Origin of the sequence: Amphritea pacifica, assembly GCF_016924145.1 — a bacterium.
Taxonomy (GTDB): Bacteria; Pseudomonadota; Gammaproteobacteria; order Pseudomonadales; family Balneatricaceae; genus Amphritea; species Amphritea pacifica.
Map to the genome: position 1 here is coordinate 57,669 of NZ_JAFFZO010000010.1, position 14,146 is coordinate 71,814.

Genomic DNA, 14,146 nt, shown 5'->3' on the forward strand with positions numbered 1-14,146 from the left:
GCAAATGCGCATTGCACCAGACGAGCTGAATAAATTAGATCAACATGCTGAATCTCTGGCCCGTTCATTATACAACAACGGGATTGATTTTGAGATTAAGACGGTCGTAATAAGGCAAAACGATTCTAAACAAGCCCATTGGGTACGCTTTAAGGTTAATGGACACGCTTTTCTCTACAAAAGTGGAGTCTTGCTCGATTCAGACAAAGGCAGCCAGAGGACTTTGGGAAGAAATATTAATTACCTCTCATCACTTTTAGTCGCAGATAAGCATTTAACCAAGGAACATCTAAGAGCGAATAATATTAATGTTCCAAGGGGTGAAAAATTTCGCCGCAGAAACCTGAAACAAGCACTGGATTATTTTGAACAAAGAGCATACCCCTTATGTGTTAAGCCAAACAACGGGCGCATGGGGCATTGCGTAACATCCTCAATTGTATCTTTTGAGCAGTATAAGCGCGCCTTGGACTATGTTGCCGAGAATTACGTCAATATTGTTATTGAGGAGCATGTTGAAGGTGAACATTTCCGTTTTTTTTACGTTGAACCCAACGTTATAGCGATCAGACAGGGGATACCGCTGAGTGTCGTTGGTGATGGCCACAGATCCATAAGCACCCTATTAGACGAGAAGAATCAACAACGGCGTAAGCGCAATCTGGTCACCCACCCTACTGTTGAAATTGATAGTCATATCAATCACTTTCTTGAAGCACAAGGCTATAGTCCATCATCTGTACCTGCGAAAAACAGCCGGGTATTCTTACGCTCATCTGCGGGTCATTCAGAAGCAGCTGATACCATCTTAATTGCCCCAGAAGAGATACACCCTGATTACCTGGAAATTGTTGCTAAAGCCTGCAAATCAGTACCTGGACTTTACTACTCTGGGGTCGATATTGTCATTAAAGATAAAAGCCAGCCGGCCTCTGATGATAATTACTGGCTTATTGAGTTAAATGCCAATCCAGGCTTATCACCCTATTATTATCCATGGGTAGGGGATAAGGTAGATGTATGCAAAAACTTAATAAATTTGATTTCACAGAAGTACCCGTTTAGCTAATAAATCGAACAGCTTACATATACCAGAAAGACATAATGCAGATTAAAAAACTAAATGCTTATACGCGCTGGGGCTATATACCTGAATCAGTTATCATACCCTCTCTCAACGACAAGGAGCGCCATCAATTCGATATTGGTATCGAAAACCTTCTTTGCGAGCGGGAAAAAGTCGAAAAATTTGCAGATGGTACTTACGACGAACTCTTGTTATTCAGTAAAACCCCAGGGGAAAACACTATTTTCTGGTGTTTTAACAATTGGTCTGAGCCCCTACTACTAAATAGACAACTTCCTGAAACCATATCACTTTGCGCTGGGACATCTGCGCATTTATTGACTCAAAAATGGTGGTTTAAAACCCGATTTCATGAGCACTTAGTCGGTCGTTATTTAAACACGCTGGAACAGATACAATTAATTCACAGTGATATGATTATCGGAGGTAACTGCCAGGGGGCACCAATTGCTGAGTCGCTGGCGATACGCATAAAAGAAAAGACAGGGTACGAGCCCCTGCTGATCACTCTAGACTATGTACCCCGTAAACAATACGACGGGCCTATGTTTATGATGTTCGGTGAAGATAGTACTTTCAATCCATTTAATTGCGAAATTGAACCTTTACCTATTTTTCAGAAAAGAAAAGGCGATTGGGGTATTGGGATACTTAACGCAATGCATGGCCAATATTTTCGCGAACCGACCCTGTTTGAGTTACGGGATTACATTCTTACTGCAACAGGCAAGTTTCTTACTCGAAGCAGATTTGAACACAGTTTTTTCTAATTTATTCTGCTTTCAGACTTCCAGGGACTTGTATCAAATCAGCAAACACGCCGCTATCTGACAACTTGCTGATTGGATGCCGGCAACTCGTATCCATTTATAACCTTAACTCCGACATCTAACCCACTGCGACAATCTGCCACATTCATGACTTAAGGCGCTTGGTTATAATTCTGCTTTCTGCCAAGCTAGCGCTATGAACTACACCAGCAACACCCGCCATCAGCTATTGCAGCTCAGTTATATCCGTACGGTCACTATTTTCGGCCAGAGCGGGTTGTTGCTGTACCTGTTTTTTGGCCTGCATGTCACACTTAATTTCTGGCTGATCGCGTTTGCGCTGCTGGCGATGGCGTTGCTTAACCTGTTATCACTCCTGCGGCTGCGCTCCCCCATGCCCCTGACACAGCTGGAGTTTTTCTTTCAGCTGGTTGCAGACATCGCGTTTTATGTCTGCTTGTTATATCAGATGGGTGGCGTGGGCAACCCCTTCTCCGCACTGCTGCTGATCCCCCTGATTATCAGCGCAACCTCACTGCCGCGACAATACACCTGGCTGACTGCACTGATGGTGACCATCAGCTACTCTCTGCTGATGCGCTTTTTTATCCCCATCAACCTGCCGGATACGGGGCATCAGCATCAGGCCGATGCACTGTTGAATCTGCACCTTGCCGGGATGTGGGTTAACTTTATTCTCACGGCAATTCTGATCACCTGGTTTGTTGTGAATATCCGCGAGAATCTGCAGCGTCAGGAGCTGAGCCTGAATCGTGCGAGAGAATCCAACCTGCGCAATCAGCAGTTGCTCTCTCTGGCCACCATGGCCGCCGGTACAGCCCATGAGATGGGAACACCGCTGGCCACCATGCGGGTCCTGCTGCATGAGATTAAACTTGATCACAGTGGAGATCAGGAACTGCTGGAGGATATTGAGATCCTGCAGGCTCAGGTGGAAAACTGTTCCGATCGTCTGAAACACCTGGCGGAATCAGTCAGGCAGGAGCAGCAGGAGTCCCGCGCACTGCCTGCCGCACAATTTTTCGCTGAAATTCTGGACCGCTGGTTGCTGATGCGCCCCACTGCACGCTTTAATCCCCCGGTGATCAACGTCAGTGGTAATCCGGTCATACTCAGCTCTATCCCTCTGCAACAGGCGTTTATTAATCTGTTGAATAATGCTGCTGATGCATCGGATAAGCCGCTGCAGATCGAGGTATCGTCTGATTCACAACAGATACTCTTTACTATTCTGGATCAGGGGCCGGGGATACCTCTGGAGCAGGCGGAACAACTGGGCAGCCCGTTTATCACCACCAAAGGTAAAGGGCTGGGCATAGGACTGTTTCTGACTGCCAGCGCACTGGACAGCTATGGCGGAGAGGTCCGGCTGTTTAATCACCCAGAAGGGGGGACACTGACCGAAGTTAAACTACCGGTCATTAAAGAGGGGCATAACAATGGATACTAATTCGTCAGCTTTGCGTTTTCTGATTGTTGATGATGACGAGACGTTCTCCCGGGTATTAAGCCGGGCAATTAAACGACGGGGTTATGAGACGGCGGTGGCCGGTTCAGCAGAACAGGCTCTGGAGATGTTACAAACCTTTACCCCGGATCTTGCCACTCTGGACCTGAAGATGGATGGTGCCTCAGGCATCACCCTGATTCCCCGTCTGAAAGCACTTAACCCCGATATCAGAATTCTGATTCTGACCGGCTATGCCAGTATCTCTACGGCGGTTGAAGCGATCAAGCTGGGGGCTACCGATTATCTCGCCAAGCCTGCCGATACCGACCAGATTCTCGCAAAATTGAACACTACAGAGCCGGACCCGGATATTGAAATTGCCGATAAACCTATGTCCGTAGGACGACTGGAGTGGGAACATATTCAGAAAGTGCTGACAGAACATGATGGCAACATCTCGGCTACCGCCCGCGCCCTGGGCATGCACCGGCGCACCCTGCAGCGTAAACTACAAAAGCGCCCGGTCAGGGAAGAGCATTAACGTTGCTCGTTGTAGGAGCGGCTTCCAGCCGCGAATGAATATTTTCATATATTCTCGCGGCTGGAAGCCGCTCCTACAAATACAAAGAAGGCTTTTATCGAACAACGAACAAGTGACGTCGAGCAACGAGCAACGGTTTTTAAAGCTTTTTGTGACAATCCAGCCAGATTGCTTTACTGATCATCAATATATTTTTTGGCGTCGAAGGTGCGGATCCAGTCAGGATAGAACACCATCATCCCGGTCATGATGATGCCGTTGAGCAGCCCCTCAGGAAAGACAATAAGTGGCAGTATCTGTATATACTCGCTATAGATCTTATCACTGCTGTAAACGTCACTGATCCACAACAGAAACCCCATGCTCAGCCCGCCAGCGAGGGTCGCCGCCCCCGCTCCCAAAAAAGCACAGAGAAACAGATAGACAAAAAAGTTAGGTGGCAGTCGTGCTTCAACCTGACGCAGAATATAATAGCTAACCAGCGAAGGAATGACGACGGTGCAGAGCCCGTTCACCGCGAAGCCGTCCCAGCCCTCCCGCCCGATCAGGGTAGTCCCCAACAGTGCCAGACTGGCGGACAGAATCGCCAGATCCCAGCCAAACATCAGGGTAAGCACCGTCACCCCGAGAAAATGGATACCCAGTCCGGGCGAGATACCGGCCCGCATCTGCCATAAAATCATCAGCCCGACGGTCGTTCCCAGAAACAGATGTTGCAGCTGCCGGTTACTGACGAGCGTCGACCAGGGCGCAGACCATATCGCCAGCCCCAGCAACAGAAAATAGCCGGCCTGGGCAAACCAGAACCAGAAGCCGGTGATCAGGTCTGTGGTTAAATTCATGACGTTGCCGAATCCCTTGAGTAGACTCTCTAATCAGTGAGTTCTGTCGAGTTTAGCGCGCTGACGGTAAAATAAGATTGTTACAGCTCATTAAAATAGCATCTTCACTGCCATTCCCGCTTGGATAATAGCCTTTACGAATACCATCTTCTGTATAACCCAGCCGCAGATAGAGTCTGCGGGCGGCCTCGTTAGAGCGGCGCACCTCGAGCATATTCCGGTGAATATCGTCGTTGTGAAGCTGCTCATGAACATAGTGCATCAGCTCAGTCGCCAGCCCCTGGCCACGGCACACAGGACGCACGCCGATCTGCAGCAACTCAGCCTCATCCAGAACCGTTGACAGCAGAGCAAACCCTGTCAGTCGCCTCTCCTGCCATACACCATAACAACGATATCGCTGACCAGACAGATACGTGTGTAACTGAGTTTCAGACCAGGGGGAAGCGAAACACAGGGTCTGCAGCTCTGACAGCTGCGACAGATCGTCGACCTTAAGCGGTCGCAGGTGATTATCGCTCATCGCCAGCCGGTTGTTTTTCCAGATGATCGAGCAGCGGCTGCAGATCCTGCCACACCTCCCGCTTGCAGCCCGGCACCATCATCATCTCGGTAAGGCTGGCAGAGGCCAGGGTTTTAACGCTGGAGCGCAGACTGAACAGCATACCGCGCAACTGATCCAGCGGCTCAGTCCGTTCCAGCACCATCTGGGCGGCAGACTCACCCAGCAGTAACACAGTACTCACCGGATTCTTTTGCAAACTTTTCTTCAGTTTATGCTGCACGGTGAGGCGAGCCTGTTCAGCCCCCTGATCCAGCGATTTGCTGGCAAACATCGGCCAGGGCAGGGTATAAAACTCAGCCGCACTACCGCCGCTAAGACCGATAGAGCGCAGAATTTTATCGAGTAGAATCTGGTGATGAGCATCGGCCTGCCCGCTGTTCAGCTGCGCCCGCGCAGACACTGACACCGGCGGCAGAGAATCGATGACCAGGCAGTCCTGATATACCATAAAGGCCAGCTTAAACGGTTTCTGCTCAGTCTGTGCGGCGGGATCGGGGAGATCGATATCCACCGATTCAGAGAGGGTTATATCCGCCACCGCAGTTACAGGAACCGCTTCTGAAGGCGCAGTTGGGGGCACCTCTACCTCAGGCCTTGCTGGCGCAGCGGTTGCAGGCGCATTACCGGCTGATGCCGGTTTCTGCTCAGCCCCAAAACTGGCACTCAGCTCAGCCCGGGCCTGTTTAGCAGCATGAGCGCGATCCGCCGGTTTAAGGATTGGGGCAGATGCCGTGGTAGCAACATCAGCCGCAGTTGCAGGCTGCGGCCAGCAGTACTCCCACACCCAGTCCGGGGTGGGACGGGCACCGGGGAGCTGTCGACGGGGCAGCCAACTGACAATGCCCAGCGTTTCCAGATACTGATTTCGTAGCGACTGCTCCATTATGCTGTTCCCTTTACCCTGAACTGATAACTGAAATTTACGCGTCAGTTAAACCTGCGGATGAGCTTTCTCTTCGGTGGATTCAAGCATATTCAACGCATGGATATAGGCTTTAGCCGAAGCGATGATAATATCGGTATCCGCTCCCAGCCCATTAACGATACGCCCCCCCTTCTCCAGCCGCACAGTCACCTCGCCCTGGGAATCGGTGCCGCTGGTGATCGCATTGACAGAATACAGTTCCAGGCTGGCATCCGACCCAACCAGCGAGGCAATCGCTTTAAATGCCGCATCCACCGGACCACTGCCCTCAGCTTCGGCGGTGTGTTCAGCGTCGCTAACCACGACCGTCACTTTAGCAACCGGCACTTCGCCGGTCTGGGAAGTCACCGAGAGACTGCTGAGCTTAAACTTCTCGTAATGGGATGCACGGGTATCGCTCACCAGCGCCTGCAGATCCTCATCGAAAATCTCATGTTTTTTATCCGCCAGATCTTTAAACCGGGCAAACGCAGTATTCAGTTCAGCATCAGACTCAAAAGTAGTGCCCAGCTCTTCCAGACGAGCCCGGAAAGCACTGCGACCGGAGTGCTTGCCCATCACCATCTTATTGGCGTTCCAGCCGACATCCTGAGCGGTCATAATCTCATAGGTTTCCCGGTGCTTCAGCACACCATCCTGATGGATACCGGATTCATGAGCAAACGCATTAGCCCCCACAATCGCCTTATTCGGCTGCACCGGAAAACCGGTCACACTGGAGACCAGCCGTGAGGCAGGCACGATCTGCGTGGTATTGATACCGGTATGCAGCCCCAGCACATCCTGACGGGTGCGCAGCGCCATAACCACCTCTTCCAGAGAAGCGTTACCCGCCCGTTCACCCAGACCGTTAATAGTACATTCCACCTGCCGGGCTCCGGCACTCACCGCTGCCAGCGAGTTGGCGACCGCCAGCCCCAGGTCGTTGTGGCAGTGAACCGAAAACACCGCTTTATCGGCGTTGGGGATCCGTTGTAACAGCTGCTGAATCGTATGGCCAAACTCTTCCGGCACGGCATATCCCACCGTATCGGGAATATTAATCGTGCGGGCACCAGCATCGATCACCTTCTCGATAATGCGGCACATAAAATCCAGCTCAGAACGGCTGGCATCCTCCAGCGAGAACTCCACATCACTGATCAGGTTTCGCGCCCGCTTAACGGCATAGACTGCCTGCTCCACCACTTTGTCCGGGTCCATCTGCAACTTATACTTCATATGGATCGGCGAGGTGGCAATAAAGGTGTGGATACGGCCGGAATTGGCATTCACCAGCGCTTCACCCGCGCGATCAATATCGGCATCCAGTGCCCGTGACAAAGAACACACCGTACTGTCTTTTATGGTGTCGGCAATCGCTTTAACTGAGGCAAAATCCCCCGGTGAGGCGATCGCAAAACCCGCTTCAATCACATCCACCTGCATTTTTTCCAGCTGTTTAGCTATACGCAGCTTCTCTTCGCGGGTCATCGAAGCACCGGGGCTCTGCTCGCCATCACGCAGAGTGGTATCAAAAATAATTACACGGTTATTATCGGTCATGAGCGGACTCCGGGAACTGATTGGCTGCGACTCTCTAAGGTGCGGCAAACAAGCTGTATTGATTAGTTGGAAAAGGGATCGGCAGCGGGCGGGACTGTAACGCTACAGTCAAAAAATTGCCGGAAAATTAAGGCCATATCCACTATATTATCTGATACAGAGTAATATAACTTCCTGATGGCTATTTGCAACTTAATGACATACAAATAAGCCCCTGTCAGCCTCTCAACTAAAGGGATTCAGCCGATGAGCTATGATCATTTCGATCAACCTGTAGACCGCCATACAACTTCCAGCCAAAAATGGGAGAAATACCGCGACACCGATATCCTGCCAATGTGGGTCGCCGATACCGACTTTATGGCACCCCCCGCAGTGATAGAGGCACTGCAGGCCCGGGTCGACCATGGCATCTTCGGCTATACCAACACTCCCGCAGAGCTCAGCCAGCTGATTATTGAGCGGATGCAAACACTCTATAACTGGAGCATTCAGGAAGAGTGGCTGGTCTGGCTGCCAGGGCTGGTGTGTGGTCTCAATCTGGCCTGTCGCAGCGTCGGGGCCAGCCAGGACGAGGTCGCCACTGCCAAACCGATCTACCCCCCCTTTATGTCCGCACCCCGCTTATCCGACCGGCGCCTGATCACTGTGCCCATGATTGAACAACAGCAGCGCTGGCTGATCGATTTCGACGCACTGGAGCAATCGATTACCGATAGCACCACACTATTGCTGTTCTGTAATCCGCATAATCCGGGGGGCACCGTCTACCGTAAAGAGGAACTGCTGCAACTGGCAGATCTCTGCCTTAAACACGGACTGACCATCTGTTCTGATGAGATCCACTGTGATCTGATTATGGAGCCGGGGTTGAAACATATCCCCCTGGCCTCGCTGAACCACGAGATAGCAAACCACAGCATCACCCTGATGGCCCCCAGCAAAACCTTTAATATTGCTGGCTTAGGCTGCTCTTTTGCCATCATCCCCGATACCCGGTTACGCAAACAGTTTCAACAGGTGCGTAAAGGGATCGTGCCGGACGTCAACCTGCTCGGTTATACCGCGACAATGGCCGCCTACAAAGAGGGAGCACAGTGGCATCAGCAGCAACTGGATTACCTCAAAGGCAACCGCGACTACCTGATGCATGAGATCAATCAGATTCCAGGGCTCAGACTCAACCCGGTGGAAGCCACCTACCTGGCCTGGATCGATGTCTCCGCCGCCAAGCTGGAAAACCCCGCCCACTTCTTTGAACAGGCAGGGGTCGGCATGTCTCCGGGGCGGGATTTTGGCGATGACCGCTTTATGCGACTCAACTTTGGCTGCACCCGCAGCCTGCTGATAGAAGCGGTCGACCGGATACGCCGGGCGATGTTAAGTCAGCTACCCGGAGGGTAGCTCGCTTCGCGAGAGTGGCTAGAACGTCGCTGCGCGCTAGCTAGTGGCTAGACGGAAACTTCGTTTCCTTGCTAGACGTAAAACTTCGTTTTACTTGCTAGAAAAAGAATAGGTACCAGATATCCGCTTTCGACACAAAGCGGACATAAAAATACCGTGACTAGATCGCGGCTGCGCCGCTGGCTAGTGGCTCGAACGTCGCTGCGCGACTCGCTAGAAAAAGCGCAGATAACGTGGGAGCTGCGTATAACCATAACTGCTACATTTTTTCACAATGCGAAGCGGACATTAACATCAAAAACTAAAGGCTTTGACCCCTTAAAGTCCAAGGGGCACGCCCCCCCTATGGCCTACATAATTCTCTGTCTACGCTTCACCGTGGTGGTTCATCTGATTGCGTCCTCACGCATAAAAGTGACTCACTAATCTCAGACTCCGCGCACCGCGCAAGACTCGATACGGGTGAGTGGCTAACTCTTACCCGACAGGGACTTTCACCCTGTAAGTTGTGACAAGCTTCGCTTGTCGCACTAACGCCCGCATTTGGGGCCGTAGTGAAGCGCAGCGTAACGAAGGTCCCAGCCCCGCAGGGGCGAACAACATGCGCTTGTTATGTTTTATGATGTAGGATAAATCAAGTGATTCCTTTCATACCAAACCATATAGAAATGACTGCCATACTGAATCCCCCAAATTCTTTTGGTGCCGCCCAGCCTAAACCTATATGCAGTATCGAATTGATTTAAATCTAGTTCATTCCACCTTTTCCGGGCTTCTTGTGTTATCGAAGAAATTTCTTGCGGATGATGTCGCTTACGTCTTTTTCGCTTCTTACCTTCCCCAGTTTCCATACGGGAAATTTCTGACCAAGTAAGCTCAGACAACGAAACCATTTCACGAAGAATTTCGCCTTCCCATTCTTCATCACTCCAATGCCTATGCTCACCCCAAGACCATTCATCTTCAATATCAGTAATGGCAGTACACCAGGTCATTTTAGTGTCGTAATTGGACGGCTTTTCTTTAAAGATAGGTAATTTAGTTAATGTTTCTTTTCTCAGGAGTGATAGGAACTTTGGGAGGTTCTATATCTTGCCTTTGCTTTAATTGCTTTGGCGTTTTGTAGAGCTCAGAATATTTATCAGCAAGGCGTTGCGCCTTTCGTTGTTTAGCAAGCTTACGTTCTTCCTTGATGGACTCTCTATCCTTAGCCAACTTACAACCCTGAGTAGTACTCGTGAATTTGGCCTTTCTCAATAACTACGTTTGACCTATCCATTGGCGACAAATCCCCTCTCGCATCTTTCCAAGGGGCTTCATCATGAGTCAAATTACTTAGCCACTGAGCTGTTTTATTACCATAAACCTTGAGAACTTGATCCACAGTATCAGATGCCTCATCGTCCAAGTTAGAGGCATCCCCATTTCGAAAAAGAGACGAGTCAACTAAAAATTGGCCGCGATGGACATCATAGATTGAGGGTAATACGGGGCCGTTTGCCCAAGCCTGGAAATCCGCATCAAAAAGCGTACGCTCATCCCACACCATTGACCAAGCTTGACTGTAATAAAGTAGCTTCTGAAGCTTCATGGCTGACATTTCTCCTTGTTTTTCAAGGATGTATCGAGCCACATCAAATTCAGTAGTCATTTTGAATTCCTAAAATACCAATCTTTGCGCTCATTATAGTCATTTACTGTATATTTGAACATTGTGGGCATATTTGCGGTGGGACAGAAACATAACGCCGCGCTCTGCGGAAATTTGGGAGCGCTAGCGAGTAAATTTTCCGCAGCAGCGCCTTGTTATACGCGTTCACGTTCAGCCAATTCTCTTATTAAGTAATAACCTTCGTCGGTTAAGCCATTTTCGAACAGGCCTTCGCCCTCTAGGTCTTCAAGATACTGGCGAGGTAATTCATTAGCTAGAGAGTCAAACTTCTTTTTAACATAAGAACGAGGTGCTTTTAGCACCCTTTCAACACCAAGCTTTCGAATAACGTGAGATTGAGTAAAGTCTAAGGCACCAGGATCTATTTCAAGCGACAATTGTCTAGAACGCTTCCGCTCCATACGTTCCATGAATAAGCGTTTATTCATTCTTGCTAATTCTTTTTGCGCTTCAGCGAGCTCTATTTCTTTTTCACTTAACTGGTCGGTGATAGAAGATTTCTCTTCCTCTTGAAGATTAGAGCGCTCAAGTAGCTGCTGAATAATTTGATTCCTCTCCTGAATTACTTTATCCATTTCTGTTTTTTCTGATTCAATTTTTTTCTTCGTTTCTTCTACTTTCTCATTCGGATTTTCTCTGTAATGCTGCAACGATTCCCGCATTGATGAATAGCCTTCATCAAGGTTTCTTAGCCTTTCACCAAACCCACTCTCCATTTTGACTAATAATTGGGCAATATCTTTAGTGAAATTATAAGTATTGTCATAAAAGGTATTGCTAGTTTCAGTCGCTTTAAAATAGAACAGAGCCGCTAGGCCAACAGAAAACAGAGCTAAAAGCAAAGAAAGCAGTGTTGGAAAATCAACTTTTAAATCAATGGGAGTTAAATAAATCTTGTAAGAAACGACTCCAACTATTGCCAAAGTTGAAATGGCTTTAACCCAATCCCAGAGACCACTACGATTTTTATTTGATTCATCTGACAATTTCGATACTCCTTACGAGCGTATAACAACTTTATTATTGTGCCCATGCAAGGTTCTAAAGCTTGCAAGCTCTGCTACCTTACAAGGTACGTTATAATCCAAGGATGGGTAAAATATGTATCGCAGAAGCCGTAAGTATCAGGAATATGTGACTAAATATGCAAAGGCAAGGGCTGCCAGAGAGGAAAAAAGGATCAATGGTATTCATCCTGAATATCCGTCTGAGTTACCAGCGCTGCGCAGGTTAATCAAAATTACAGACTACGATACGGGTACTCCAGTTACCCACTAGTTTTAACTATATCCTAGTAACCCTATTGATGACTACAACTGCTGTTTTTTCATTGCTTTTTCTAGCGAGTCGCGAAGCGACGTTCTAACAACTAGCAGCCGCGTAGCGGCGATCTAGCGACTGCCCCTCTCAGGCCCGATCAAACGGCAGAGCGATCACGTCACTAATCTGCTCTGTCCCCAGCGCTAACATCACCAACCGGTCCAGCCCCATTGCAACGCCGGCACACTCAGGCATACCTGACTCAAGCGCGTCCACCAGCAAGCTGTCAGTCGGTCTGAGCGGTAACCCCTCGGTCTGTCTTTGGGCGATATCCTTAGCAAAGCGTTTTGCCTGCTCTGCCGCATCGGTGAGTTCGTAGTAGCCGTTCGCTAATTCCACTCCGGCGATAAACAGTTCGAAACGACACGCCACCGGCTGGCCATCCGGGTCTTCAGCGACCCGTGACAGGGCGGCCTGACTGGCCGGGTAATCATAAACGAACACCGCGCCTTTATCGGCCAGCTGCGGTTCTATGACATGGGACATCAGCAAATTCAGCCAGTTGTCGCGGTTATCATCCTCCATTTTAATGTCGATATGCTGACGGGTTATGGCTGCCAGCTCCTGCACGGTAGCTGTTTGCAGATCGAGCTTCAGGTATTGCCGAAACAACGCGCTATAGCTAATACGCTGAAACCCTTTCATACCGATAACCGGCCCTACCAGCGCTTCAACCTCATCCATCAGCTGATGATGATCAAAGCCGGGACGATACCATTCCAGCATGGTAAATTCCGGGTTATGCCGACGGCCGCACTCGCCATTACGAAACGCTTTACAGATCTGGTAGATCGCACCGCTGCCGGATGCCAGCAGTCGTTTCATCGCATACTCTGGCGAGCTTTGCAGATAGCGGGGTTGTTCCTGCTGTCCCGGTAGCGGATGGTAGCGACACTCAATGGTATCAATATAGGGATCACTGACTGCCGCAGAGGTCATCAGGGGGGTTTCCACCTCCAGCACATCACGCGTGGCAAAAAACTCCCGGATCTGCGCAAAGATCTGCGCCCGCTTGCGCAGATTATTCAGCGGAGCTGTCGCTCTCCACAATTGACTCATGGGTGATTACTCTTCAATAAAAACGGCTTTAGAAACAGATCCCTGACCATCGCCGCTCTTGCGCATCCCTGCGCCCGCGGCATACCGTACGTCCTGTCATCGCCGCTCTTGCGCATCCCTGCGCCCGCGGCATACCGTACATCCTGTCATCGCCGCTCTTGCGCATCCCTGCGCCCGCGGCATACCGTACATCCTGTACATAAAAATGGCAGCCGTGGCTGCCATTGGAATCGTAGAAAATGTATTAAACGCGTTAAGAGCCCGGTTATCACCAGCGCAATAGCGTTCAAACCATTTGTTAAGCGCGGGACACGTACTCGCCACTGCGAGTATCGATCTTCAGTATATCGCCCTGTTCGATAAACAGAGGCACCCGCACAACGGCACCCGACTGAAGTTTGGCTGGCTTAGAGCCGCCCTGGGCGGTATCACCCTTAAGGCCAGGATCCGTCTCAGTTACTTCCAGCTCAACAAAGTTGGGGGGTGTAATCGAGATCGGATTGTTATTCCACAGGGTCACCAGACACTTGTCCTGCTCTTTCAGCCACTGATGGGCATCACCAACCGCGGTTTTATCCGCAGCAACCTGCTCATAGCTTTGTGGATCCATGAAATGCCACATCTCACCATCACAGTAGAGATATTCCATATCGGTATCCATAACATCAGCACTTTCAGCGGTCTCATTCGATTTGAAGGTGCGCTCCCAGGTACGCCCGGTAATCAGGTTTTTCAGTTTAACGCGGGTAAACGCCTGACCTTTGCCTGGTTTAACGAACTCAACATCTACCATTGAACAAGGATCACCCTCGATCATCACTTTCAGGCCATTTTTAAACTGGTTGGATGGGTAATTTGCCATATTGATCTCGAATTAGATTAGACTCAGGTGAACTGTTGCCACCGCAAAATTGACACACATTCTACTTGAAAGGAGAATGCGAG

15 protein-coding genes are annotated in these 14,146 nt (G+C 49.8%); 5 read left to right on the forward strand and 10 right to left on the reverse strand.

Features of this window, described 5'->3' with window-relative positions:
• Positions 1-4: 4 nt before the first annotated feature.
• The 4 genes from JW499_RS07100 (at position 5) to JW499_RS07115 (ending at position 3,869) form a co-directional block, all read left to right on the forward strand.
• Complete coding sequence (locus JW499_RS07100; protein ID WP_205209944.1) at positions 5-1,069, forward strand: hypothetical protein; 1,065 nt, start codon at positions 5-7, stop codon at positions 1,067-1,069.
• Between the two features lie 35 nt (positions 1,070-1,104).
• On the forward strand, positions 1,105-1,857 hold the full coding sequence (locus JW499_RS07105) for a hypothetical protein (RefSeq protein ID WP_205209945.1): 753 nt from the start codon (positions 1,105-1,107) through the stop codon (positions 1,855-1,857).
• Between the two features lie 196 nt (positions 1,858-2,053).
• Positions 2,054-3,328, forward strand: coding sequence for an ATP-binding protein (locus tag JW499_RS07110; RefSeq protein WP_205209946.1), 1,275 nt, complete (start codon positions 2,054-2,056; stop codon positions 3,326-3,328).
• A complete protein-coding gene (locus JW499_RS07115; protein WP_205209947.1) occupies positions 3,318-3,869 on the forward strand; it encodes a response regulator transcription factor in 552 nt (183 codons plus the stop codon). Before JW499_RS07110 ends, JW499_RS07115 begins: the two co-directional genes overlap by 11 nt.
• Positions 3,870-4,042: 173 nt before the next feature.
• Here JW499_RS07115 and JW499_RS07120 read toward each other — a convergent pair whose 3' ends face one another.
• Genes JW499_RS07120 through JW499_RS07135 form a run of 4 tightly spaced genes read right to left on the reverse strand, consistent with a single transcriptional unit; the run spans position 4,043 to position 7,746 of the window.
• Positions 4,043-4,711, reverse strand: a complete 669-nt coding sequence (locus JW499_RS07120; protein ID WP_205209948.1) for an energy-coupling factor ABC transporter permease — start codon at positions 4,709-4,711, stop codon at positions 4,043-4,045.
• Positions 4,712-4,763: 52 nt separating this feature from the next.
• Positions 4,764-5,234 (reverse strand): ribosomal protein S18-alanine N-acetyltransferase, encoded by a 471-nt coding sequence (rimI, locus tag JW499_RS07125; protein WP_205209949.1) that lies wholly within the window; start codon positions 5,232-5,234, stop codon positions 4,764-4,766.
• The gene (locus tag JW499_RS07130; protein WP_205209950.1) at positions 5,224-6,159 is read right to left on the reverse strand and encodes a uracil-DNA glycosylase family protein; all 936 of its coding nucleotides are present in this window, start codon (positions 6,157-6,159) and stop codon (positions 5,224-5,226) included. The genes rimI and JW499_RS07130 overlap by 11 nt, the downstream gene beginning before the upstream one ends.
• 48 nt (positions 6,160-6,207) lie before the next feature.
• Positions 6,208-7,746, reverse strand: a complete 1,539-nt coding sequence (locus JW499_RS07135; RefSeq protein WP_091360664.1) for a 2-isopropylmalate synthase — start codon at positions 7,744-7,746, stop codon at positions 6,208-6,210.
• A gap of 246 nt (positions 7,747-7,992) precedes the next feature.
• Here JW499_RS07135 and JW499_RS07140 point away from each other — a divergent pair, with 246 nt between their 5' ends.
• A complete protein-coding gene (locus JW499_RS07140; protein WP_205209951.1) occupies positions 7,993-9,150 on the forward strand; it encodes a MalY/PatB family protein in 1,158 nt (385 codons plus the stop codon).
• A 617-nt stretch (positions 9,151-9,767) separates the two neighbouring features.
• Here JW499_RS07140 and JW499_RS07145 read toward each other — a convergent pair.
• The 6 genes from JW499_RS07145 to efp form a co-directional block, all read right to left on the reverse strand.
• Positions 9,768-10,145 carry a hypothetical protein gene (locus JW499_RS07145; protein WP_205209952.1) on the reverse strand — a complete coding sequence of 126 codons (378 nt, stop codon included), beginning with the start codon at positions 10,143-10,145 and terminating at the stop codon, positions 9,768-9,770.
• Positions 10,146-10,188: 43 nt separating this feature from the next.
• Complete coding sequence (locus tag JW499_RS07150) at positions 10,189-10,365, reverse strand: hypothetical protein (RefSeq protein ID WP_205209953.1); 177 nt, start codon at positions 10,363-10,365, stop codon at positions 10,189-10,191.
• A gap of 1 nt (position 10,366) precedes the next feature.
• Positions 10,367-10,801, reverse strand: a complete 435-nt coding sequence (locus JW499_RS07155) for a Panacea domain-containing protein (RefSeq protein WP_205209954.1) — start codon at positions 10,799-10,801, stop codon at positions 10,367-10,369.
• Between the two features lie 155 nt (positions 10,802-10,956).
• The gene (locus JW499_RS07160) at positions 10,957-11,808 is read right to left on the reverse strand and encodes a hypothetical protein (protein ID WP_205209955.1); all 852 of its coding nucleotides are present in this window, start codon (positions 11,806-11,808) and stop codon (positions 10,957-10,959) included.
• A gap of 421 nt (positions 11,809-12,229) precedes the next feature.
• On the reverse strand, positions 12,230-13,201 hold the full coding sequence (gene epmA, locus JW499_RS07165; RefSeq protein WP_205209956.1) for an EF-P lysine aminoacylase EpmA: 972 nt from the start codon (positions 13,199-13,201) through the stop codon (positions 12,230-12,232).
• A gap of 298 nt (positions 13,202-13,499) precedes the next feature.
• Positions 13,500-14,063 carry an elongation factor P gene (gene efp, locus JW499_RS07170; protein WP_091362051.1) on the reverse strand — a complete coding sequence of 188 codons (564 nt, stop codon included), beginning with the start codon at positions 14,061-14,063 and terminating at the stop codon, positions 13,500-13,502.
• Positions 14,064-14,146 lie beyond the last annotated feature (83 nt).

Coding starts and splice junctions, on each gene's coding strand:
- JW499_RS07100 (WP_205209944.1), top strand. CDS start 5: ATGCGCATTGCACCAGACGAGCTGAATAAATTAGATCAACATGCTGAA.
- JW499_RS07105 (WP_205209945.1), top strand. CDS start 1,105: ATGCAGATTAAAAAACTAAATGCTTATACGCGCTGGGGCTATATACCT.
- JW499_RS07110 (WP_205209946.1), top strand. CDS start 2,054: ATGAACTACACCAGCAACACCCGCCATCAGCTATTGCAGCTCAGTTAT.
- JW499_RS07115 (WP_205209947.1), top strand. CDS start 3,318: ATGGATACTAATTCGTCAGCTTTGCGTTTTCTGATTGTTGATGATGAC.
- JW499_RS07120 (WP_205209948.1), bottom strand. CDS start 4,711: ATGAATTTAACCACAGACCTGATCACCGGCTTCTGGTTCTGGTTTGCC.
- rimI (WP_205209949.1), bottom strand. CDS start 5,234: ATGAGCGATAATCACCTGCGACCGCTTAAGGTCGACGATCTGTCGCAG.
- JW499_RS07130 (WP_205209950.1), bottom strand. CDS start 6,159: ATGGAGCAGTCGCTACGAAATCAGTATCTGGAAACGCTGGGCATTGTC.
- JW499_RS07135 (WP_091360664.1), bottom strand. CDS start 7,746: ATGACCGATAATAACCGTGTAATTATTTTTGATACCACTCTGCGTGAT.
- JW499_RS07140 (WP_205209951.1), top strand. CDS start 7,993: ATGAGCTATGATCATTTCGATCAACCTGTAGACCGCCATACAACTTCC.
- JW499_RS07145 (WP_205209952.1), bottom strand. CDS start 10,145: ATGACCTGGTGTACTGCCATTACTGATATTGAAGATGAATGGTCTTGG.
- JW499_RS07155 (WP_205209954.1), bottom strand. CDS start 10,801: ATGACTACTGAATTTGATGTGGCTCGATACATCCTTGAAAAACAAGGA.
- epmA (WP_205209956.1), bottom strand. CDS start 13,201: ATGAGTCAATTGTGGAGAGCGACAGCTCCGCTGAATAATCTGCGCAAG.
- efp (WP_091362051.1), bottom strand. CDS start 14,063: ATGGCAAATTACCCATCCAACCAGTTTAAAAATGGCCTGAAAGTGATG.